Here is a 19,662-nt window from a genome sequence, read left to right as displayed (position 1 = left end):
CGGGCGGGCTACCTCCCGCGCCGCAGCACCGCGAACGCCACCACGCCGGAGCCCAGGAGCAGGGCGACGGCGGGCGCCAGAAGCGACGGGCCCCCGCTCGTGGGCAGCGGCTCGCCCGCGCCACCGGCGGGCGCCGTCGTGCCGGCCCCCGCGTCGCTCGTCGTCGCCGTCGTGCCCTGCATCGCGGCGCCGTCGGCCGCGCCGTCCGTCGTGCCCCCGGTCCCAGCGGCGCTGCTCGCGCCGTCCGTCGCTCCGCCGCCGGTCGCCTCTCCGCCGGTTTGGCCGCCTGCGGGGGCTCCCTCGGGGTACACGGTGGTCTCCTCTATTATCGTCGTCTCTTCCTGCGCCAACGCCGCGGCCGGCACTAGCAGCGCCGCGGCCAGAAGAGCGGCCACCACGACGTATGCGAGCTTCTTCACTGGGTCCTCCCTCATCCGCTAAGGCGGGTCCTCGGACGCGGCCTTCGGCGCCCCTACGCCCAAGGGCTACCCGCGCCGCGCCCTCCCGAAACGGCGGCCCGGGGATCCCGCTGCCGCCGCCGTCCCTACCCCGAAGGGGCGAGGCGCTCGGCGAAGCGGTCGCGGTCCATGCCGACCAGCGGGTCGAGCGCCGCCCCGCCGAGGCCCCCTGGGAGCGGGTCGAGGGCCACGCGCCGCACGCCCGGCCACGAAGGGCCGCGGAGCAGCGAGGCGAGAGCTTCGGCCCCGACCTCCCTGGCCCGCCATCCGTCTCTCGGTGCCCAGAACCCGAGGAACATCTCGGCCTCCTCCTCGTGGCCGAAGACCGCCAAGGCTTCCCCGCCGTCCACGAGCAGGGGCTCCGGCGGAAGCCCCCGGCGTCCTCCCGTCTCCCTCGAGATCAGCCACAGCGGCAGGCCCGCGATCCTCCCCGCGCCCTCGATCCGTTCGGTTAGCAAAGCTCCTCCCCTTTCTCGCCCCGGCGCCCTCGGCGCCGGCGTTCTTAGCGCGTGTTGCTCGTGGGTGTCTTCCTCGGGCCCCTCAAGACGCCGGCATAGGCCCCCCGCGGGCGAGCCACAGGCCCTTCTCCAGCGCCAGGATCGTCCCCGAGTGCGATGTCTGCGCCCTCACGAGCGCCGACGAGGACCACTCCTCGATCGCCTCCTTGAGCGCCGCCGTCTTCACGACGAGCTGCTCGGCGTCGACGAGCTCGGCGAGATTCTCCTGCTGCTCCAGGGCCGTGTTCAGCTCCACGTCCAGGACCCAGTCGAAAGACGCCCACACCGTGCGCCCGTTGCCGGACTCCTCCTCGACGAGCCGGCCGAGCCGGTCGCCCCGCTCCCCCGTAGAAACCTCCTCCTCCCTCATCAGGAGCCGCCCCTCGTCCCGCAGGCGCCCGGCCTCCAGGCCGTTCTGCTCGAACCGGGAGACCAACTCGTCCTCGGTCCTGTCCTCCCCGCCGTAGAACTTCACCAACAGCCCGTCGTGCGCCTCCCCGACGCTGAAGAAGGCGGCGTCGAGGCGGTGCAGGACATCGCGGTTCTGGGCGATGGCGAGCACGTTGTCGGGCACCCTGAGGAAGGCGCTCAGCTGCCCGGCGAGCGTCACCGGCCGCTCGCTCCTCCTCAGGAAGTCCTCCAGGGCTCCCCGCCTCACCCGCCAGTGCTTGCCGACCTTTAACGCCGGCAGCGTCCCCTCCCGGCACCATCGCCACACCGTCGACTCCTTCACCCCTACAAGCCCTGCGACCTCCCCCGGCCCCAGCAACCCGTTCTCCGATAGCTCCTTCACGCCTCTGCCTTCCCACGCCGGCTACATTCGCCTGCGCTTGCGCTGCACCTTAATGTGCATTTTGCTTGTTAGTACTTTACTTTTGTTGACTTTAGACATTCGCAGCTTACCATGTCGTCTGGCAGATGACCCGGCGCGGCGCAACGACGCGGCGCGGAAAACGGACGAAAGGAAAGACCATGTTGCTAGAAAGCGCGCGGACCATCACTCAGAAGAAGCTTGCGGCGGCGGCATTGGCCGGGCTCCTGAGCGCGGGCGCCCTGACGGCGGCCGGGCAAGCCGCCGAGGCGCAGTCCCAGGGTGAGGGCGAGGTAGTCAACCGCGATGTCGTCGTCAACGAGGACCGCGACTACACGGGGCTCTGGGGCCTGTTGGGGCTCCTGGGTCTGGCGGGGCTGGCCGGCTTGAGGCGCAGGAAGGACGACAACGTGGACGTCAAGCGCGCCCCGAGCGCCGAGAGGAACTCCGGGACGAGGAACGTTACCTCGGCGGACGACGGCGACGGCGTCCGGAGGGGCACTGTGCGCGACTCCGAGGTCGTGAGCAGCACCGACGGTAGCGTCGACGGCGACAAGGTCGACGTCCACCGCAAGAGGTAGTAGCTATCGAACGGGGGCCGGGGCGCGCGGAAGCGGCCCCGGCCCCCGTCGGTGTGCGTAGCAGGGCAACGACGAGAACGAGGAGGCACGAGATGGAGCAGAACGACAGGAACAGGGCATCGGGGAAGGCGACGACGTCGAGTCCGGCCGCGTGGGCCCCGGGATGTACGAGGGCGACACCGAGTCCGGGCACTTCGAGGGTCACGCCTCCGATCAGGAGGGCGTGGGCCGCGACGACGACGAGCTCAGGATTCAGCGCTCCGAGGAGGAGCTGCGCGCCGGGGTCAGGGAGCGCGAGGCCGGTCAGGTCGGCGTGCGCAAGACCGTGAGGACCGAGCGCGAGAGGATCGCGGTCCCGAAGAAGCGCGAGGAGGTCTCGGTGGACCGCGTGCCGGTCAACGACGGCACCCCCGGCGAGATCGGCGAGGACGCGGTCAGCGTGCCGGTCGTCGAGGAGGAGGTCGTCGTCGACAAGCGAGCCAAGGTCAAGGAAGAGATCCGGGTCCGCAAGGACGTCGTCCGGGACGAGGAGATCGTCGAGGAGGACGTGCGCAAGGAGGAGGTCGACATCGACGACGCCTCCGGCACCGTCGGGCGGGGCTAGCAGAAGCGCTACGAACGCCGTACGGGAAGGGGCCTTGGGGACCCCTTCCCGTGCTCGGAAGAGAACCGATCAAGAGGGAGTACGGATGAGTTTTCTGCTCAGGCGGGTTCTGATCGCGGCAGCACCGATCATCTGGCGCAAGATCCAGCAGCACCGCCGCGGGCGGTAGCCGAAGAGGTCTCGCCAAGGCGGGTCAGGGCGACTTACGCGAGGGTAGAAGCACGGGTAGGAAGCGGGGCAGGGACGTGGAGCCCGGGGCGCACGGGAACGACCCGGACGCGCTCCAGACCAACCACGAGGTCCGCCGCGACGCGGGAAGGCTCGGGCCGAACATAGACTGTTCAGGGCCGCGGCATGGACGAGGCGCGGGGGAACGGCGAATGAGGCGTTCGCAGCGGAGACGCTACCCCGTCTCGTAGACGAAGAGGCGGGTCGTGTGCGAGGTGTTCCCGGCGGGGAAGGGCTGGAACGCTTCGCTCATCGCCACCCTACGCCAGCCACCTTCCTTCTCCAGCGACGCCTGCTTCTCTTCGAAACCCTCGTTCCGGTACACGTCGTCGCGGACACTGAAGATCACGTGCCCGCCCGGCTCGACGACCCGCACCAGCTCGTCGAGCGCCTCGGGCGGGGCGTGGTTCGTCGTGAAGACCCCCACCGAGACGGCGGCCGAGAAGGTGCCATCAGCGAAGCCTAAAGGCTCGCCCAGCACCATGCGATGCAACGCGCGGTACGCGTCCTTTTCGCCGGCCTTCTCGAGCATGCGCTCGGAGATGTCTATCCCCACGAGGTCCTCGTAGCCGAGCACGCCGAGGATGCTGCCGAACATGCCGGTGCCCGCGCCCGCGTCGAGCACGCGCCCTTCGGGCGGGACATGGCGTCCCACGAACCCGGCCGCCACGGCGGGTATCGCGTACCCGAAGCGCAGCATGTCTTCTTCGTAGTCCCGCGCCCACTCGTCGTAGCCCGTCGCCAGCTCCCGGTTGTCCCGGGCCGAGTACACCCTCCGCAGCCTCTCGGACCTCTCCGAACCGTCCAAAACTCCTCCTCCTGCCTGCGGCGGACCTTCTCGCCGCGGAGAGATCGGACCCAACGGCTACCTCGCCGGCGCGCCCACGACGACGCGCCTGCGTGGTCAGCGCGTCCTTTGTACGGCCGCAGAGTCTCCGGCTCGACGCCGGGCTCGTCGTTGGCCGGTCTGTTCGCCCCGCGGCTGACCGTGTGGGCCTCCGTCTCGCCGGGCCGGAGTCCGGCCACGCCCCGTAGTTCTCGGGAAGATGGCGGGCATGCGGTGGTGGATCTCGCCCATCAGGTCGTCGGGTCTTTGGTGATGGAGCAGGAGCGGATCACCCGACCGCGGCCGTCCCGGGTCTCGGGACCGTTACGTCCTCATGTAGACGCCGCCGTTTATGTCGAGGGTGGCGCCGGTCATGTAGGCGTTCTCGATGCAGAAGCGCACGGCCTGGGCTATGTCCTCGGGCTTGCCGAAGCGGCCCATGGGGATCGTCTTGGTGATCTTCTCCTGCACCTCCTCGGGGATGGCGTCGGTCATGTCGGTCTCGATAAAGCCCGGGCAGACGGCGTTGACGGTGATGTTGTTCCTGGCGAGCTCAAGAGCCAGGGTCTTGGTGAAGCCGAGCAAGCCGGCCTTGGCGGCCGCGTAGTTGGCCTGGCCCATGTTGCCCGCCTCGCCGACGAAGGAGCTCATGTTGACGATCGCGCCGGCGTTCCGCTCCTTCATGTGCGGGAGCGCTGCGTGCACGGTGTAGAAGCAGCCGTTCAGGTCGAGCTCGATGACCTTCTGCCAGTCCTCCACCTCCAGCTTGTCCACCGTCTTGTCGACGTTGACGCCGGCGTTGTTGACGAGGACGTCTATGCCGCCGAACTGCTCGACGGCCCCTTCCATGAGCTTCCGGGCGTCCTCCGGGTCCGAGACGTCGGCCTGGATCGCCACCGCCTTGCCGCCGCCCCCGGTCTGGTTGATCTTCTCCGCCAGTTCCTCGGCCGGCTCCCGGCTTCCGGCGTAGTTGACCACGACCTTCGCCCCGGCTCGACCCAGGTCCTCGGCTATCGCGTTGCCTATGCCGCGGCTGGCGCCCGTCACGACCGCGACCGCACCCTTGAGATTCAACTCGGTTCCCTCCTCTTGGCTCGCTAACCCGGGCGCAGTGTATTGGCGCCGCCGTCCAGGAGCAAACCGCCCGCGCATGGCCTCTCCTCCTCGCCCCCTGCTCGGCGTGGTTCGGGAGCGCGACGAGGAGACGGGCGCCTCCGAGCGCACGCTCCAGCTCGGGGCGGCGTGCTTTAGGCATAACTCCAGTAGCTGCCCGTCGCCCGCGAACGTCGCCGTGGAGAACGGGTGCGGCGCCCGATCAGACGTACCCGAACACCGGCGGAAAGACGATCACGACGATCGCCGCCCACGCGGCGTAGACCGGCAGGTAAGCCGTCTGCCACCGTTCGAGGCCCGTGAAAGATCCGCGCCCTCTCAGAAAGCGGACGTAGAGCACGGCGGACCACGCCAGGTTGACCAGGAGGATCACGTTCTCGCCCAGGGCGGCCACGCGGTTCGGGCTGAAGCCGAACTCGGTGATGCGCGCGGCGATGGCCCACAGCGCCACCGCGTCGGCCAGCAGCGCGCTGACCACGAGCACGACCTGCACCACATCGAAGGCCCCGGGGGGCGACTGGGGGTCCCGGGCGGAGACGGAATACAGCAGGAGGCCGAGGACCAGCACCAGGAGCAGGTCGAAGGCGATGAGCACGTTCCGCTCGATGCCGACCCCGCGCCCGGTCCACAGCAGGGTCCCCAGAAAGGTGACCAGCACGGCGGCGAAAAGGGGCGTGAAGAGGCGCGTCAACACGGGCGCCATGTTCTCGATCACGCTCTGCTTGGCCTCCACCAGCCAGGAGGCGACCACGACGGCCCCGGCCGCCCCGCACGGCAGCAGCCACGACTCGAAGAAGGGCTCGACGTCGATCCCGATGGACCGGAAGATCATCGCCATAAACGCCGTGAGCACGCCGCCGCCGAGGGCGATCAGGACGTAGTAGATGAACAGCTCGCCCGAGAATCGGATGAAGTCCATGCGGCCCGCGACCTGCCTCCAGCGGCCGCCGGCGTACGCGATGCCCACCACCAGCCAGAGCGCGATCGGCAGGTGAAGCGCCGTGAGCGCCTCGGTGTAGCCGTCGAGGTCCCCTCCGAAGGGATAGACGTTGGCGAAGACGCCCGCCGCGACGAACGCCACGGCCAGCCAGAGGATCGTGCCGGTGCCAAGCCGCCGGTTCCAGACGAAATAGCCGGTCAGGAGGGGCAGCACGAAGAGGCTCAGGTTGCGGGCGTAGAAGCCGGCGTCCCCGTCCAATTGGATCCCGAAGAGCGCCGGCACCTTGATGACCACGGCCGCCGCCACCGCGAGACAGAAGGCGACGACGGCCTCCGTTCGGGCCCGCGCTCGTGGATCGCCGGAATTCGAAGGGACGACGACGAGCTGCTTCCAGAGGCGCTCCGAGTGCTCGCTCGCGAACTCCCGCGAGAGGGCGTCGAGGTCGCCCATGCGCTTCACCGCCACCAGGAACGCTTCGTCGGTGGCGAGCCCCGCGTCGACCAGGACCGCTACCTGCTCGCGCAGATGGTCTTCCAGCTCCGCTACGTCGACGGAGTGGATCGCCTGCCGGCGGCGGAGGTAGCTCCGCCACCGGTCGATCTGCTCCTCGAGCGATACCCCGTGACCCGGGTCCGGCATCCTCAGGCCCCCTCTGGCCGTGGCGCGGCCAGCGCCGGGTGGCCCACCGGAACGGAGACGGAGAGCGCCTGCCAGATCCCCCGCAGCGTGGCGTCCACCGCCTGCCACTGCCTGCGCTCCTCCGCGAGCTGAGACCGGCCCTGGGACGTGATCCGGTAGTACTTGCGACGACGGCCGCTCTCCGCAACCACCCACCGCGCCTCGACGTGACCGAGCCGCTCGAGCCGGTGCAGAACGGGGTAGAGCATCCCGTCCGTCCACTCCATGCGCCCTCCGGACAACTCCCGAACCCGCTGGAGGATCGCGTAGCCGTAGCTGTCCTCCTCGGCCAGGATCGCCAGAACGATCGGGGTCGAGGAAGCGGCTATCAGGTCCTTGCCGATCTCCATCATCTCACCCGTCGCACAGCGCTGATGAACTCATCCGAACGTACATAGCAGCATTATACATGGCGGTGCTATGTAATGTAAGAGCCGCGGGTTCGAGGAGTATGGTCGCGTAACGAGTTGCCCGACTCGAGGACGAAGGCAGCGAGGAATCTTCCCCCCGAGTAGTCGGCTTTGTTCAGGCGCGTGGGATCTCCCGGTAGGTGAGCTGGGCGGAGGCCACGGCCAGGAACTGCTCCCTGTCTTCCGCCCGAAGACCGCCACCACGGCAACTTGCGGGCTCCGTGCCGTGCGCGCGAGACCGGACCCGCCCACGGCTACGACCTGCACCGGGAGCCGTTCTCCCAGGGGGCCGAGGAATCGGAGGAGCGGGGTGGCTGGAGGACTACGCGCCCCGGCGGCCAGCGCGACGCGGGTGTTTTAGGAAGCGCTGCTCCCCTACCCGGAGGTCCCCGACTAGAGCCTGTCCGCAAGCTCAGTCTGGTGCGATGCTACCGTCGCCGTCGGTGCGTTGGCTTCCCGCGACTCGCCAGCGCAGACCCTCGATGAGCCACCGATAAGCCTTCGATACGGTGGGGTCGTACTCCCACCTCTTGAGGGTGGAGATCAGCTCCCAGTAGCGCTCCATGCGGGGATCGTAGGTCCCCTCGTGGTGGGAGAGCATCCATCCGGCGAAGCGCGGGTCGTCCCGTTTGCCCATGGCGCGTGCGGAGGCCTCGACCCAGCCCGCGACCACGCGCTGCTCGCGCTCCCCGGTCGGCGGGCGTCCCTCCCGCACGGCCCTCGCGGCCTCGTCGATCGCGCCTCTGACGGCACCGCTCCAACCGGCCGAGTCGAGGCTCCCCTCGGCCGCCTCCCAGACCGGCTTCGTCTGCTTCCGGATCGCTTCGACGAAGGTGTCGTCGGAGGCGAGCCGCGCCAGCTCCGCCCACGCCTCTAATCGCTCCTCGTCCAGCTCGTCGGGCATGCCGGAGACGATTCTCCGCCAGAACCACGCTTCGGCGTCCGGGTCCATGGGCACCCCGTCGAGGCCTCTCCTCAGGTGCTCGGCCAGGAAAGCCTCCCGCTCCCTCGCCTCCAGCAGCCCCAGCGCCCGCGCCCGATCGGGGTAGGAGGTGTCCGGGCCGCCGTCTGCGCCCAGGGTGGCCTGCAGGAGCGCGCGTCGGCGCGTCAAGGTCTTGAGCTGCAGGTCCACGGCCTCCGCCTGGAGCCTGAGCGCCTCCAAGGGCTCTACGTCCCCTTCGAGGAGGCGTCTTATTGTAGCAAGGTCGAAGCCCGCGGCCCTCAGCGTGCGCACCAGCTCCAGGCGCGAGCGATCTGCCTCCGAGTACATCCGGTAGCCCGCCCCGGTGACCCCCGAAGGAGGAAGCACGCCCTCGTCCGAGTAGTGGCGAATGGTCTTGACCGAGACGCCGCTCAGGCGCGAGACCTCCCCGATCCTGTACAGCCCGCCTTTCTTCCCCTCCACCGCGCCCTCCCGCTCGACTCTCCGGTCACGGGAGACTTTACGCTCTCCTTCGGCGTCCGTCCACGCCGGTTGGGCCCCGAAAGGATCGGAGAGAAGATGGGAAGGCGCAGGGGCAAGAGGGTCGATGCGGGCGGGCCTGGTCGACTTCGGGATCGCGGATCGGCCCTCCTGCGGGTGCCAGCGCAGCACCGCCAGCGACGCGGCGCCGTTGGCGGACGATCCTCCTCGAACCATGCGATGGCCGAGGTTCTCGAAGTTCTTCTAGGCGCGGCGAGCCAGGTAGACGCCCAGCAGGATGGCGGCCGCCCCCGCGATCTTGCTCGCCCCCAGGTCCTCCCCGAGCAGCACGACGCTGGCCATGAGCCCGACGAGCGTCACCAGGTACAGGTAGACGAGGACCCTGTTGGCCCCCAGCCGGGAGACGTTGACCTGCCACGCGGCTATGGCGAAGCTGCTGCACAGCACCGTCGAGTAGACGACTGCCGCCCAGGACGCCGCGCTCACCGAACCCCAACGGACGGAAGAGAGCGGCTCCGAGAGACCGGGGAAACCGGTGAAGGCCAGGGGAAGGGCCGCGACGCCGCCGAGCAGCATCGTCCAGCCAGCCACGGCCAGGGGATCGAGGCGCCGCAATACGGGCAGCGAAAGCACCGTATAGGCACCCCAGGAGAGGGCGCTCAGGCACACGAGCAGGTCGCCTCCCACGGACGCCTCCGGGGACCCCAGGCCCCCGCCCACGACGAGGGCCACGCCCGCGATGGCGAGCCCGAGGCCGAGGGCGCCCCTCCATGAGCTGCGCTCCAGCCTCAGAACGACGCCGAGCAGGAGGCCCCAGACCGGGGCCGTGGCGAAGACCAGCGAGGCGTTCGAGCCGCTGGTGAGGCTCAGGCCCACCGTGTACCCGACGTGGTTCAGGGCGACGCCCACCAGCCCGAGGCCCGCCAGAACGAGGAGGCCCCGGCGGCCAGGCTCGCCCCCGCCCTTCCGGCCGAGAAACCGGAGGGAGGCGAGCAGCAGAAGCCCGGCCAGCACGTACCTGATCGGCATGAAGACCAGCGGCGGGAACCCCTCCAGCGCGTACTTGACCGAGACGACGTCCGTGCCGACGAAAAAGGCGGCCAGGAGCAGGGAGACCTCGGCGAGCGCCGCGCCCTTCGTGCCGGTCCGCGTCCGGCCCGTACCCCCGTCCGTCAAGCTAGCGGCCGGCGCGTAGACGGTACCCCTGGCGGCGTGCTTCGCATGCGCGCAATCTTAGCGCCGGGGCGGCCCGTACGCCTCCATGGTCGGCGAGGCCGTTCACCCGCCGAGCTGGGCCGGCTCACGCGCCCAGGGCACCTCGGCGAGGTTCTCCGGATAACGGCCGGCCAGGTGCCCCCCAGATCTCCGTAGCGTCCATCGAGGCGCCGACACCCGTTCCCGGCTCCCCTGGCCGGGGCTCGGGGCGAAACTCGCGCCGGATAGCTTGTTCCCGTACGGGTCTCCCGGCCGGGGCTCGACGCCCCCGGTCGGCCCCGGCGCCTCGCCGCGGTGCGCCCCGAAGGCACCACGCCGGCGACACCGCTTGCGCGAGGGTGGGGTTATCCCTACCGCCAAGTCTCCCGGCCGCCCCATTGGCCGCAGTCGCCGCCGAACCTATGCTCGTACCAGACGACGAACCAGAGGATCAGGAGGTCTCCCAGTGTCGCCCTTCAGAAAGAACACCGCCGATCCACGCACGCTCCGCACGGGCGCGACCCGCGTACGCCTCGCGCTCCTCGCCTTTATCGCCGTCGTGGTCGCGACCGTCACGATCTCGCCCGCGCTGGCGCAGGCACCACCGGACTCCCCGAACCCCGCGCCCTCGGCGGGCCGCGGCCCGACCGACGAACGGGAGGTCGAGGCCTTTCTGGACGGGTACTTCGCGCAGCAACTCGAAGGCCATAAGATCCCGGGCGCTACGGTCTCCGTGGTGAAGGACGGGGAGGTCCTCTTCGCCAAGGGCTACAGCGAGGCCGACGTGGCGAGAGGCAAGCCCGTCGTCGCCGACGAGACGCTCTTCAGGATAGCCTCCACCAGCAAGCTCTTCACCTCCACGGCGGCGATGCAACTCGTGGAGGAGGGCAGGCTCGACCTCGACGAGGACGTGAACGTCTACCTCGACGACGTCGAGATCCCGGATGCGTATCCCGGGCGGCCCGTCACCCTGCGCCACCTCCTCACCCACACCGCGGGCTTCGAGCAGGTGATCACCGGATCGGGGGCGCGCGACGCCGCCGGCGTGGAGCCGCTCGGGGAGTACCTGTCGGACAACGTGCCCGAGCGCGTCAGGCCGCCGGGCGAGGCGACCTCTTACTCCAACTACGGCATGTCCCTGGCCGGCCTCGTCGTGGAAGACGTCTCGGGGTCCCCTTCGCGCGCTACGTCGAGGAGAACGTCACGGGTCCCCTGGGCATGGAGAGCACGACCTTCGACCAGCCGCCCGTGGGCGAGCTGAGGGAGAGGGTGGCCACCGGCTACGGGGTCGCGGGCGGCGAGCCCGTCGCGGGGCCCTTCGAGTACATCGACGAGGCGCCGGCGGGCAGCCTCAGCACCACCGCCACGGACATGGCGCGCTTCATGATCGCCCACCTCCAGGACGGCCGCTACGGCGACGCGCGCATCCTCGAGGAGGCCACCGCGAGGGAGATGCACGCGAAGCAGTTCGCGGGCGACGAACGCCTGGACGGGATGGCCCTCGGTTTCTACGAGCAGACGGTGAACGGCGAGCGCGTGATCGAGCACGGGGGCAACCTCTTCCGGTTCCACGCGCTGGCCGCCATGGTCCCCGAGAGGAACGTCGGGATCTTCGTCGCGTACAACTCCTACGGGGAGGGCGGGGACTTCGCCGAATACGAGCTGCTCGAAGCGTTCTTCGACCGCTACTACCCCGCGACCCCGCCGCCGGCCCCCGAACCCTCCGCCGAAGGGACCTCCGGGGACGCCGAGCGCGTCGCCGGCAGCTACCGTTCCACGCGCTCGAACGAGACCGGTTTCGAGAAGGTGTTCTCGCTCCCGAGCCCCACGAGCGTGACGGCCAACGAGGACGGCAGCATAACCACGAGCCGCGTGCCCACCCGCGAGGACCTCACGGGCCCCGAGCAGCGGTGGGTCCAGGACGGGCCGATGGCGTTCCGCGCGGAGGGGGGCGACGAGCGCCTGGCCTTCCGCCGGGACGGCGAGGGCCGCGTCACGTACATGTCCGCCGACGCGGACCCGACATCCGCCTTCGAGAAGATGCCCTTCTACGAGTCCGCAGGACTTCACCTTCCCCTGCTGGCCGGTGCCCTGGCGGTCTTCGGGCTCACGGCCCTCGCGTGGCCCGCCGGGGCGTTGATCTCCCGGCGGTACGAGAGACGGTACCGGAAGCCCCGCGGGGAGCCGGGCGGCGAGCCCGCAAAGGCCGCGAGGGGCGCGCGCGTGGCGCGGCTGCTGGCCTGGGCCCTCTGCGCCCTCGCCCTGCTCTTCTTGGGCGGGATGGCGCTGCTGGTCTCGAACGAGGCCCAGGCCCTGTTCTTCGACTCGCCGCTCCTCGCCGCCGTCCTGGCGCTGCCCTACCCCGTCGCCGCCCTCGCGGTCGGCGTGGTCGTCTGCGCGGCGCTCTCGTGGAAGCGCCGGTACTGGGGCCTCTTCGGGCGGGCGCACTACTCGCTGGTCGCCCTCGCGGCGCTGACCTTCGTCGCGCTGCTCGGCTACTACAACCTGCTGAGTCTCCAACTCGGGGCCTGAGAGACGGGAGCGCGGCGTGTCGAGTAGACTGCGACGAGAGGGAGTTCTCATGGACCACACCGAAGTGACCCGGGCAGCGGCCGAGGGCTCTGGCCGGGAGGAGACGCCCCGCGGGCGTCTCCTCCCCAGGGCCTTGCTCTCGACGCTCTTCTTGCTTTCGAGCCTCCCCCTCGGCCTGTTCTGGTTCGCCGCCCTGGCCGTGCTGGTGCTGTCCGGCCTCGCGCTGACGATCGTTTGGGTCGGGCTGCCCGTCCTCGCGCTCGCCGTGCTGGTGTGCGTCCTGGGCACCGGCGTCGAGCGGTGGCGCCTAAGGGCGCTGCTGGGCACCCGCCTGCCTTCCCCCTACCGTCCCCTGCCCCGCGGGTCGGTCGTCGCCCGCGTGCGGGCCCGGGCGGCGGACCCCGCGCTGTGGCGCGGCCTGCTGTACCTGCTCCTGCTGCTCCCGATAGGCCTGGTCGAGATCGTAGTCGTCCTCCTCCTGGCCTTGTCGGCGGTCCTGGTAAGCTACCCGATCTGGTTCTGGGCGCTCCCCGACGGCGTGGCCATACTGGCGACGGACGCCTTCGTCGCGGACACCGTGCCCGAAACGTTGCTGGTCGCGCTCGTCGGCCTCGTGCTCGCGTCGGCCGCGGCGGTCTTCGGCGCGCAAGCTTGTCAGGCGCACGCCTCGCTGGGCCGGCGCCTGCTCGGCCCCCGCAGGCGCGAGGCGCTCGACGAACGGGTCGAGGCCCTGACCGAGCGCCGCTCGAAGGCCGTGGAGGCCGCCATCGTCGAGCGGCGCAGGATAGAGCGCGACCTCCACGACGGCGCCCAGCAGCGCCTCGTCTCCCTGGCGATGACGCTCGGCATGGCCCGGCAGAAGCTGGAGAACGGCCCCGGCGTGGGCGCCGCAGGGCAGCGCGAGGCGGCAAAGGCGACGGAGCTCGTGGCCGAGGCCCACGAGGAGGCCAAGCGCGCCCTGGCCGAGATCCGGGACCTCATCCGCGGCATCCACCCGGCCGTCCTCACCGACAGGGGCCTGGACGCGGCGATCTCCGCGCTGGCGCACCGCTCCCCGGTGCCCACCTCCGTCGAGGTCGAGCTCGACGAACGTCCCCCCGAGGCGACCGAGATCACCGCCTACTTCGTGATCGCCGAGGCCCTGGCCAACGTCGCCAAGCACTCGGGCGCCTCCGAAGCCCGCGTCTCGGTGCGCCGGGAGAGGGGCCTCCCCGGAGGGGACGGGGAGCTTCCGAAAGACCTCCTCGTGGCGGAGGTCGAAGACGACGGCCACGGAGGGGCCGACCCCTCGGGCACGGGCCTCGGGGGCTGGCCGACCGCGCGGTCGTCCTCGACGGCCGCCTGACGGTCGAGAGCCCAGCCGGCGGCCCGACCAGGGTGCGCGCGGAGCTACCGTGGGGAGGACGAGACGATGAGTGAGGACACCCCAGAAGAGCCCCCTGAAGGTCGCGATCGCAGAGGACTCCGGCCTGCTGCGGGCTGGCATCGCGCGCCTCATAACCGACGCAGGCCACCGGGTCGTCGCCGAGGCGAGCGACGGACCGGGCTTCCTGAGCGCCGTCGAGGAGCACCCCCCCGACGTGGCCGTCGTGGACGTGCGCATGCCGCCGGGCTTCAAGGACGAGGGCCTCAAGGCCGCCCTGGAGGCGAGGAGGCGGAGGCCCGGCCTCGCGGTGCTGGTGCTCTCGCAGTACGTCGAGGAGCGCTACGGCAGGGAGCTCCTGGAGTCCGGGATGGAGGGCACGGGCTACCTGCTGAAGGACCGCGTCGCCGACGTCGCCGAGTTCGTATCGGCGCTCGAGTCCGTCGGCTCCGGCGGGACGGTGCTCGACCCCGAGGTAGTGGGCCAACTCCTGGCCCGCAGGAGGCGCAACGAAGGCCTCGCGTCCCTCACCCCGCGCGAGGGCGAGGTCCTCGCCCTCGTCGCCGAGGGCCGCACCAACCAGGCCATAGCAAAGGCGCTCTTCGTCACCGGCGGGGCGGTGGAGAAGCACGTAAAAAGCATCTTCGGCAAGCTCGGGCTGCCCCAGGGCGAGGCCGACCACCGCCGCGTGCTGGCGGTGCTGGCCTACCTGCGCGGCTAGCACTCACCCGCGATGCTGCCCTCCCCCGAAACATCGCGAACGAGGCAGGATCGGTGTGGCCTTCACCGATCGTCAGGGCTTGTGAACGTTGGATCTCGCTCGCTCGCCACCTTTTTTCCTATCGATGCCACAAGAGGCTTGACGGCGTTATTTAACTGTGTTAGATTTTAGACCAACGATAGGAAACGGAGGTATCTCGGGCATCAAGGAGCGCAGGCAGAGGCAGCACCCTCTCTTTTACCCGCAATCTAACTTAGTTCATAAAACGAGAGCCGTTAAGGAGGGAGGTGATTCACGTGACGAAGGTTTTGGGCGGGGCCCGCAACGGGGCGGCGAGGGCAGTCAGGGGCTTGTAGGGAGTCCGGGGAGAACCGCGATCCATCGGGGGTCGCACGAAACGAGGAGGAAGAGTTTATGAACCGCATCGCGTTTAGTCCGGAGGGCGAGATCCGCCCGGCCGCCGTGGTGCTGGTGGGCCTGGTCCTGTCGGCGGTGGCCTTCGCTATCAACACGCTGATCGCCAGCGCGGGCCCGCCGGCCCTCGGGGCGCCGGACGAGGTCTCCCAGTTCGGCACCGTGAAGGTGGTGCTGGCGACGATCCCGGCGGTCCTGGGGAACGCCCTGGGCTTCTATATGTCCTACCGCTCCTACGACCCGCGGGCGCTCGTCAAGTTCCTCGTGCCGGCCGCCGGTTTCTTCGTGGCGTTCATGTCCATCCCCGTCTGGGGGCTGCTCGCCGGCGGCACCGTCACCGCCTTCGTCGTCGCCGCCACCCTCAACGTGGTCGCCGTCGCCGTCGCGGTGCCCGCGCTGCTCGCCCTGCGCCCGGGCATCGCCCCGGACAACGTCCTGGGACTCCCGGCGGAGACGGCGGTCAAGTAAACCACCCGGCAACGCGACCGAAAGGAGCAACGACCATGACGACGAAGACCACGGAGGCCGCAGTGGCCACGACGACCGAGATAGTGATGCCGCGCGAGGGTGGGCCGGGGGTGCTCGAGGCGCACCGGCGGGACCTGCCCGGCCCGGGGCCAGGAGAGGCCGTGGTCCGCGTGGAGGCGACAGGCGTCTCCTTCGCCGAGGTGCAGATGCTCAAGGGGCGCTACTTCATGCAGCCCAAGTTCCCCTTCGTCCCCGGCTACGATTTGGTAGGTGAGGTGGAGAGCGTCGGCGAGGGCGTCGACGGGGGGTTGGTGGGTCGGCGCGTCGCCGCGCTCACGCAGACGGGCTCGTGGGCCGAGCGGGTGGCGCTTCCCGCGAAGGATCTCGCGCCGGTGCCGGACGGCCTCGACCCCGCCGAGGCGGTAGCGGCCGTCACCAACGGGGTCACCGCCTGGCAGATGATCCACCGCGCGGCACGGGTTCGCCCCGGCCAGACCGTGCTCGTTCACGGGGCCTCCGGCGGCGTGGGGACGCTCCTGGTGCAGCTCGCGCGGCTCGCCGGCGCGGAGGTGATAGGGACCGCCTCGGCCTCCAAGCACGAGCACGTGCGCGCTCTGGGCGCCGTCCCGGTCGACTACAGGAACGACGACGTGCCCGCCCGGGTGCGCGAGATCTCCCCCGAAGGGGTGGACGCGGTCTTCGACCACGTGGGCGGTCCCGGGCTCGTGGACTCCTACCGAATGCTCCGCAAGGGCGGCACGCTGGTCTCCTACGGCTCGGCGTCCACGCTGGGGGACGCCGGTCATCGCCTGAAGCCCTACCTGCCGATCGTGGGCCGGGTGCTGCTCTGGGGCGCCGTCCCCAACGGCAAGCGGGCGACGTTCTACTACGTCCAGCGATGGCCCAAGTTCTTCCAGGAGGACCTCTCGACGGTCCTGTCGCTCCTGGCAAAGGGGGAGATCGAGGCGCACGCGACCACCCGGATGCCGCTGGAAAGGGCTTCCGAGGCGCTCGAGCTCCTGGCCTCCGGCGGGGCGAGCGGCAAGGTCGTGCTCGTGCCGGAACCCGGCACGCGGCCCGACGCCCGGTAACCCGGATCAGGAGGCCGAAGCTATGAGCAACCCGAACAAGAAGGCGCGGGCCCTCCTGCGGTGGACGCACCTTCTGGTTGGCTTCCTGATCGGGGTCCTCGTCTACACCCCGGCGCGCGACAGCGAAGCCTTCGTCCTGCTCATGCAGGCCATAATCGTCCCCGTCGTTACCCAGACCGGGCTGTGGATGTGGCAGCAGGGCCGCATCCGTCGCCTCTACCGCCGCCTCTCAGGCCGGGTAAACCCGCGCGGAGGGACGCCCGGATCGCGACCACCGGAACACACGAGCGGCGACGCAGACGTCCTTCGACGTTTACTTAACTTAGTTAGCAAGAGGTTCGTCCGTCGAGGAAGACAGGAAGGGGTGTCGAGATGAAGACTACCGTCAAGGATGGCGCTTTCGGGGCGTTCGGAGGCCGGCGGACCGTCGGCGCCCTCGCCGTCGCGGGTACGTCTTTGTTGGCTTTCGCGGTCTCGCCCGGGTTGCGCGCGGACCTCGTCGGTTTCGCCGCCCTGGCGGGAGACGCGTACGCGGCCGGCGTCGAGGGCTTCGTTCTCTCGTTCGGGGCCTTCGCGCCGGTCGTCTACTTCTTCGCGATGGTCGCTCAGGTGTTTGTCGCGCCGATCCCGTCCGGGCCCTTCTCCCTGGTAGGCGCGCTCGTCTTCGGCGTCTGGGAGGGCCTGGCCCTGGGCCTGGCCGGTTCGGTCGTCGGCTCGGTCCTGGTGTTCCTGGCGGTGCGCAGGTGGGGCGAGGTGCTGGTCGCGCGGCTCGTGGGCCGGGAGGTGGTCCGAAGGTACGTCGGGGTCCTCGACCGTCGGGGCTGGTGGATGCTCGCGGTTCTGCTCGTCCCCTTCATGCCCGACGACGCCGCGGTCGCCCTCGCGGGGCTCTCGGCGCTCGGCTTCCGCCGCTTCCTGGTGATGCTGGTCCTGGGCAGGACGCCCAGTAGCGCCATGACGGCCCTTCTGGCCTCGGACTGGGTGACGGGCTCGACGGCGACCTGGGTCACGGCGGGCATCGTCGTCGCCGCGGTCATGGCGCTCGGGTTGGCGTTCAGGGGGCGGCTGGAGGCCTGGATGCTCCGCCGCGCGGCATTGCGCGGGGAGGGCACGCCGTGAGCGCGGCACCAGGAGATCCGAGGCCACCGCCCGGCCGCGACGGGGGCACGGCGGAGGCTCCGCCGAGGCGAGGCAGAGAAGCGACGAGACGACGGGAGGAACCATGCAGTCGACGAAGACCAGGGAAGGAACGGAGGGTGGAGCGGGACGGGCTTCCCGGGCCGTGATCGAGGCCAGGGATCTGACGAAGGTTTACGGCCGCGGGGAGAACACGGTCGAGGCGCTGGCCGGGGTGAGCCTCGCGGTCGAGGCCGGGGAGTGGGTCTCCCTGATAGGGCCCTCGGGGAGCGGCAAGAGCACCCTGATGAACCTGCTCGGCCTGCTCGACCGGCCGACGGGCGGCTCCTACAACCTGGGCGGCCGCGAGGTCTCCGGGCTGAGGGGCGGGGAGCTCAGTAGGGCCAGACGAGACCTCGTGGGGTTCGTCTTCCAGAGCTACAACCTCCTCCCCGGCGAGACGGCGCTCGCCAACGTGGAGCTGCCCATGGTCTACGCCGACGTCGGCCGCAAGGAGAGGCGCAGGCGGGCGACGGAGGCTTTGGAGCGGGTCGGGCTCTCCGGCAGGTTAAAGCACAAGCCGACCGAGCTCTCCGGCGGGCAGATGCAGCGGGTGGCGATAGCCCGCGCCCTCGTCAACGGGCCGTCGCTGCTCCTGGCCGACGAGCCGACCGGGAACCTCGACTCCAAGACGAGCGAGGAGATCATGTCGCTCTTCGGGGAGCTGCACGACTCGGGCGTGACCATCATGGTCGTTACCCACGAGGCGGAGGTCGCCGAGCGGGGCGACAGGACGATAGAGATCCGCGACGGCAGGATCTTCGGCGACGAAGGCCGGAGCCCCGGACGCGACGTAGAGAACGGAGGACGGCGATGAAGATACTCAGGATAATCGCGATGGGCTTGCGCGGCCTTCTCGGCAAGCCCTTGAGGACGGCGCTGTCGGCTCTGGGCATAGTCATCGGGGTCGCGTCGGTCGTCGCCCTGACCTCGCTCGGCAACGGCATCCGCGACAGCGTCTCCGGACAGATCACGGACCTCGGCCCGAACATCGTCACCGTGAGCCCCGGCTCGGAGTCCGCCGATGGCGGCGGCGCCATAGACGCCGAGATGGTCAGCACGCTCACCCCCCAGGACACGAGGAACGTCGCGGCCCTGCCCTCGGTGAAGGCGGCCTCGTCCAACGCCGCGACCGGCGCCTTCGTCGACGGCAAGGGCGTGCAGCTCTCGGGCGTGGACCCCTCGTACGACGAGGTCCGCAAGGTCGAGCTCGCCTCCGGGCGCTTCGTGGAGGGAGGCGGGGAGATCGTGCTCTCCCACGCCGACGCGGAGAAGCTGTTCGGCGGGAAGCCCGAAGGGGCCGTGGGGAAGACCCTACCCGTCGGTGGCTCCGCCCGGAACGTTCCCGAGGGCCTCCCGCCCGAGCAGGCGCAGGACTCCCGGCAGGAGCGGCCTGTCAGGGAGTACGAGGTCGTGGGCGTCGTCGCCTCGCAGCCGGAGGGCGGCCTGGTCCAGGCTGCCTCGGCCGTCTCCTACGTGACCACCGCCGACGCCCTGGAGCTCTCCGGCTCGGAGACCGTCGGCCAGATCCTGGTCGCCGCCACGGGCGCCGGCGCGGTGGGCGAGGCGAAGGCCGGGATCGCCTCCGAGATACGGGCCGCCCACGGCGGGCAGGAGGACTTCACGGTCGAGACGCAGGAGGAGCTGCTCTCCACCTTCTCCCAGATAACGGACCAGCTCAACGTCTTCCTCGCGGGCATCGCCGGCATCTCCCTGCTCGTCGGGGGCATCGGCATCATGAACATCATGCTCGTCTCCGTCGCCGAGAGGACGCGCGAGATCGGGGTGAGGAAGGCCCTGGGCGCCACCGACGGGGACGTGCTGCTGCAGTTCCTCTTCGAGGCGGTCCTCTTGGCGACCCTCGGCGGGCTCGCCGGGGTCGCGCTCGGGGTCGGGTCCTCGGTCCTGCTGCCCGTCCTGATCTCGGACCTTCCGGCCGCCGCGTTCGCGACGACGCAGATAGCCCTGGCCTTCGGGGTCTCGGCCCTGATCGGGGTGCTGTTCGGCGTCGTCCCGGCGTACCGCTCGGCCCGGCTCGCGCCTGTGGAGGCCCTCAGGAGGGAGTAGGAGGTGTCGCCCGAGCGCGACCAGAAGCCGCGGCGGCCCGCGCCCGAGTTACCATTACCCGAAGTCC

Annotated in this window: 19 protein-coding genes and 1 pseudogene; 11 read left to right on the top strand and 9 right to left on the bottom strand. The window is 70.3% G+C overall.

Going from position 1 to position 19,662, the window contains the following annotated elements:
• Positions 1 to 8 precede the first annotated feature (8 nt).
• The 3 genes from GBA65_RS01895 to GBA65_RS01885 form a co-directional block, all read right to left on the bottom strand.
• Positions 9 to 419 carry a hypothetical protein gene (locus GBA65_RS01895; protein WP_166394797.1) on the bottom strand — a complete coding sequence of 137 codons (411 nt, stop codon included), beginning with the start codon at positions 417 to 419 and terminating at the stop codon, positions 9 to 11.
• A 125-nt stretch (positions 420 to 544) separates the two neighbouring features.
• On the bottom strand, positions 545 to 916 hold the full coding sequence (locus GBA65_RS01890; protein ID WP_166395133.1) for a hypothetical protein: 372 nt from the start codon (positions 914 to 916) through the stop codon (positions 545 to 547).
• Between the two features lie 82 nt (positions 917 to 998).
• Entirely contained in the window at positions 999 to 1,748 is a 750-nt protein-coding gene (locus GBA65_RS01885) for a helix-turn-helix domain-containing protein (protein ID WP_166395132.1), read from the bottom strand.
• 179 nt (positions 1,749 to 1,927) lie between these two features.
• Here GBA65_RS01885 and GBA65_RS01880 point away from each other — a divergent pair, with 179 nt between their 5' ends.
• Both GBA65_RS01880 and GBA65_RS01875 read left to right on the top strand, forming a co-directional pair.
• Positions 1,928 to 2,347 (top strand): WGxxGxxG family protein, encoded by a 420-nt coding sequence (locus GBA65_RS01880; protein WP_166395131.1) that lies wholly within the window; start codon positions 1,928 to 1,930, stop codon positions 2,345 to 2,347.
• A 151-nt stretch (positions 2,348 to 2,498) separates the two neighbouring features.
• On the top strand, positions 2,499 to 2,951 hold the full coding sequence (locus GBA65_RS01875) for a YsnF/AvaK domain-containing protein (RefSeq protein ID WP_166395130.1): 453 nt from the start codon (positions 2,499 to 2,501) through the stop codon (positions 2,949 to 2,951).
• Positions 2,952 to 3,354: 403 nt separating this feature from the next.
• On the opposite strand, the gene GBA65_RS01870 is transcribed toward GBA65_RS01875, so the two are convergent.
• The 6 genes from GBA65_RS01870 to GBA65_RS01845 all read right to left on the bottom strand — a co-directional run bounded on the left by GBA65_RS01870 (position 3,355) and on the right by GBA65_RS01845 (position 9,745).
• Entirely contained in the window at positions 3,355 to 3,987 is a 633-nt protein-coding gene (locus tag GBA65_RS01870; protein WP_166395129.1) for a class I SAM-dependent DNA methyltransferase, read from the bottom strand.
• A gap of 342 nt (positions 3,988 to 4,329) precedes the next feature.
• Positions 4,330 to 5,079, bottom strand: a complete 750-nt coding sequence (locus GBA65_RS01865) for a 3-oxoacyl-ACP reductase family protein (protein WP_228281613.1) — start codon at positions 5,077 to 5,079, stop codon at positions 4,330 to 4,332.
• Between the two features lie 241 nt (positions 5,080 to 5,320).
• Positions 5,321 to 6,697, bottom strand: a complete 1,377-nt coding sequence (locus GBA65_RS01860) for a permease prefix domain 1-containing protein (protein WP_166395127.1) — start codon at positions 6,695 to 6,697, stop codon at positions 5,321 to 5,323.
• Between the two features lie 2 nt (positions 6,698 to 6,699).
• On the bottom strand, positions 6,700 to 7,086 hold the full coding sequence (locus tag GBA65_RS01855; protein WP_166398286.1) for a PadR family transcriptional regulator: 387 nt from the start codon (positions 7,084 to 7,086) through the stop codon (positions 6,700 to 6,702).
• 472 nt (positions 7,087 to 7,558) lie between these two features.
• The gene (locus tag GBA65_RS01850) at positions 7,559 to 8,551 is read right to left on the bottom strand and encodes a MerR family transcriptional regulator (RefSeq protein ID WP_166395126.1); all 993 of its coding nucleotides are present in this window, start codon (positions 8,549 to 8,551) and stop codon (positions 7,559 to 7,561) included.
• Between the two features lie 261 nt (positions 8,552 to 8,812).
• Positions 8,813 to 9,745, bottom strand: coding sequence for a DMT family transporter (locus tag GBA65_RS01845; RefSeq protein ID WP_166395125.1), 933 nt, complete (start codon positions 9,743 to 9,745; stop codon positions 8,813 to 8,815).
• A gap of 484 nt (positions 9,746 to 10,229) precedes the next feature.
• Between GBA65_RS01845 and GBA65_RS25975 the strand changes: the two are divergent.
• From GBA65_RS25975 to GBA65_RS01795, 9 genes and pseudogenes are all read left to right on the top strand, one after another.
• Positions 10,230 to 12,295: pseudogene (locus GBA65_RS25975) on the top strand (serine hydrolase domain-containing protein).
• A gap of 49 nt (positions 12,296 to 12,344) precedes the next feature.
• Positions 12,345 to 13,640 (top strand): sensor histidine kinase, encoded by a 1,296-nt coding sequence (locus GBA65_RS22650; protein ID WP_207956065.1) that lies wholly within the window; start codon positions 12,345 to 12,347, stop codon positions 13,638 to 13,640.
• A 94-nt stretch (positions 13,641 to 13,734) separates the two neighbouring features.
• Positions 13,735 to 14,379, top strand: coding sequence for a response regulator transcription factor (locus GBA65_RS01825; protein WP_166398285.1), 645 nt, complete (start codon positions 13,735 to 13,737; stop codon positions 14,377 to 14,379).
• Between the two features lie 414 nt (positions 14,380 to 14,793).
• Positions 14,794 to 15,261, top strand: coding sequence for a hypothetical protein (locus GBA65_RS01820; protein ID WP_166395122.1), 468 nt, complete (start codon positions 14,794 to 14,796; stop codon positions 15,259 to 15,261).
• A gap of 35 nt (positions 15,262 to 15,296) precedes the next feature.
• Positions 15,297 to 16,352 (top strand): medium chain dehydrogenase/reductase family protein, encoded by a 1,056-nt coding sequence (locus tag GBA65_RS01815; RefSeq protein ID WP_207956064.1) that lies wholly within the window; start codon positions 15,297 to 15,299, stop codon positions 16,350 to 16,352.
• A 22-nt stretch (positions 16,353 to 16,374) separates the two neighbouring features.
• On the top strand, positions 16,375 to 16,728 hold the full coding sequence (locus GBA65_RS01810; RefSeq protein ID WP_166395121.1) for a hypothetical protein: 354 nt from the start codon (positions 16,375 to 16,377) through the stop codon (positions 16,726 to 16,728).
• Positions 16,725 to 17,471, top strand: coding sequence for a TVP38/TMEM64 family protein (locus GBA65_RS01805; protein WP_166395120.1), 747 nt, complete (start codon positions 16,725 to 16,727; stop codon positions 17,469 to 17,471). The genes GBA65_RS01810 and GBA65_RS01805 overlap by 4 nt, the downstream gene beginning before the upstream one ends.
• A gap of 103 nt (positions 17,472 to 17,574) precedes the next feature.
• Entirely contained in the window at positions 17,575 to 18,345 is a 771-nt protein-coding gene (locus GBA65_RS01800; RefSeq protein WP_166395119.1) for an ABC transporter ATP-binding protein, read from the top strand.
• On the top strand, positions 18,342 to 19,595 hold the full coding sequence (locus GBA65_RS01795) for an ABC transporter permease (protein WP_166395118.1): 1,254 nt from the start codon (positions 18,342 to 18,344) through the stop codon (positions 19,593 to 19,595). Before GBA65_RS01800 ends, GBA65_RS01795 begins: the two co-directional genes overlap by 4 nt.
• Positions 19,596 to 19,662: the final 67 nt, after the last annotated feature.

The organism is Rubrobacter marinus (assembly GCF_011492965.1).
Taxonomy (GTDB): Bacteria; Actinomycetota; Rubrobacteria; order Rubrobacterales; family Rubrobacteraceae; genus Rubrobacter_F; species Rubrobacter_F marinus.
The sequence above is the reverse complement of the archived record's forward strand: the minus strand, read 5'-3'. Positions and strand labels throughout refer to the sequence as shown.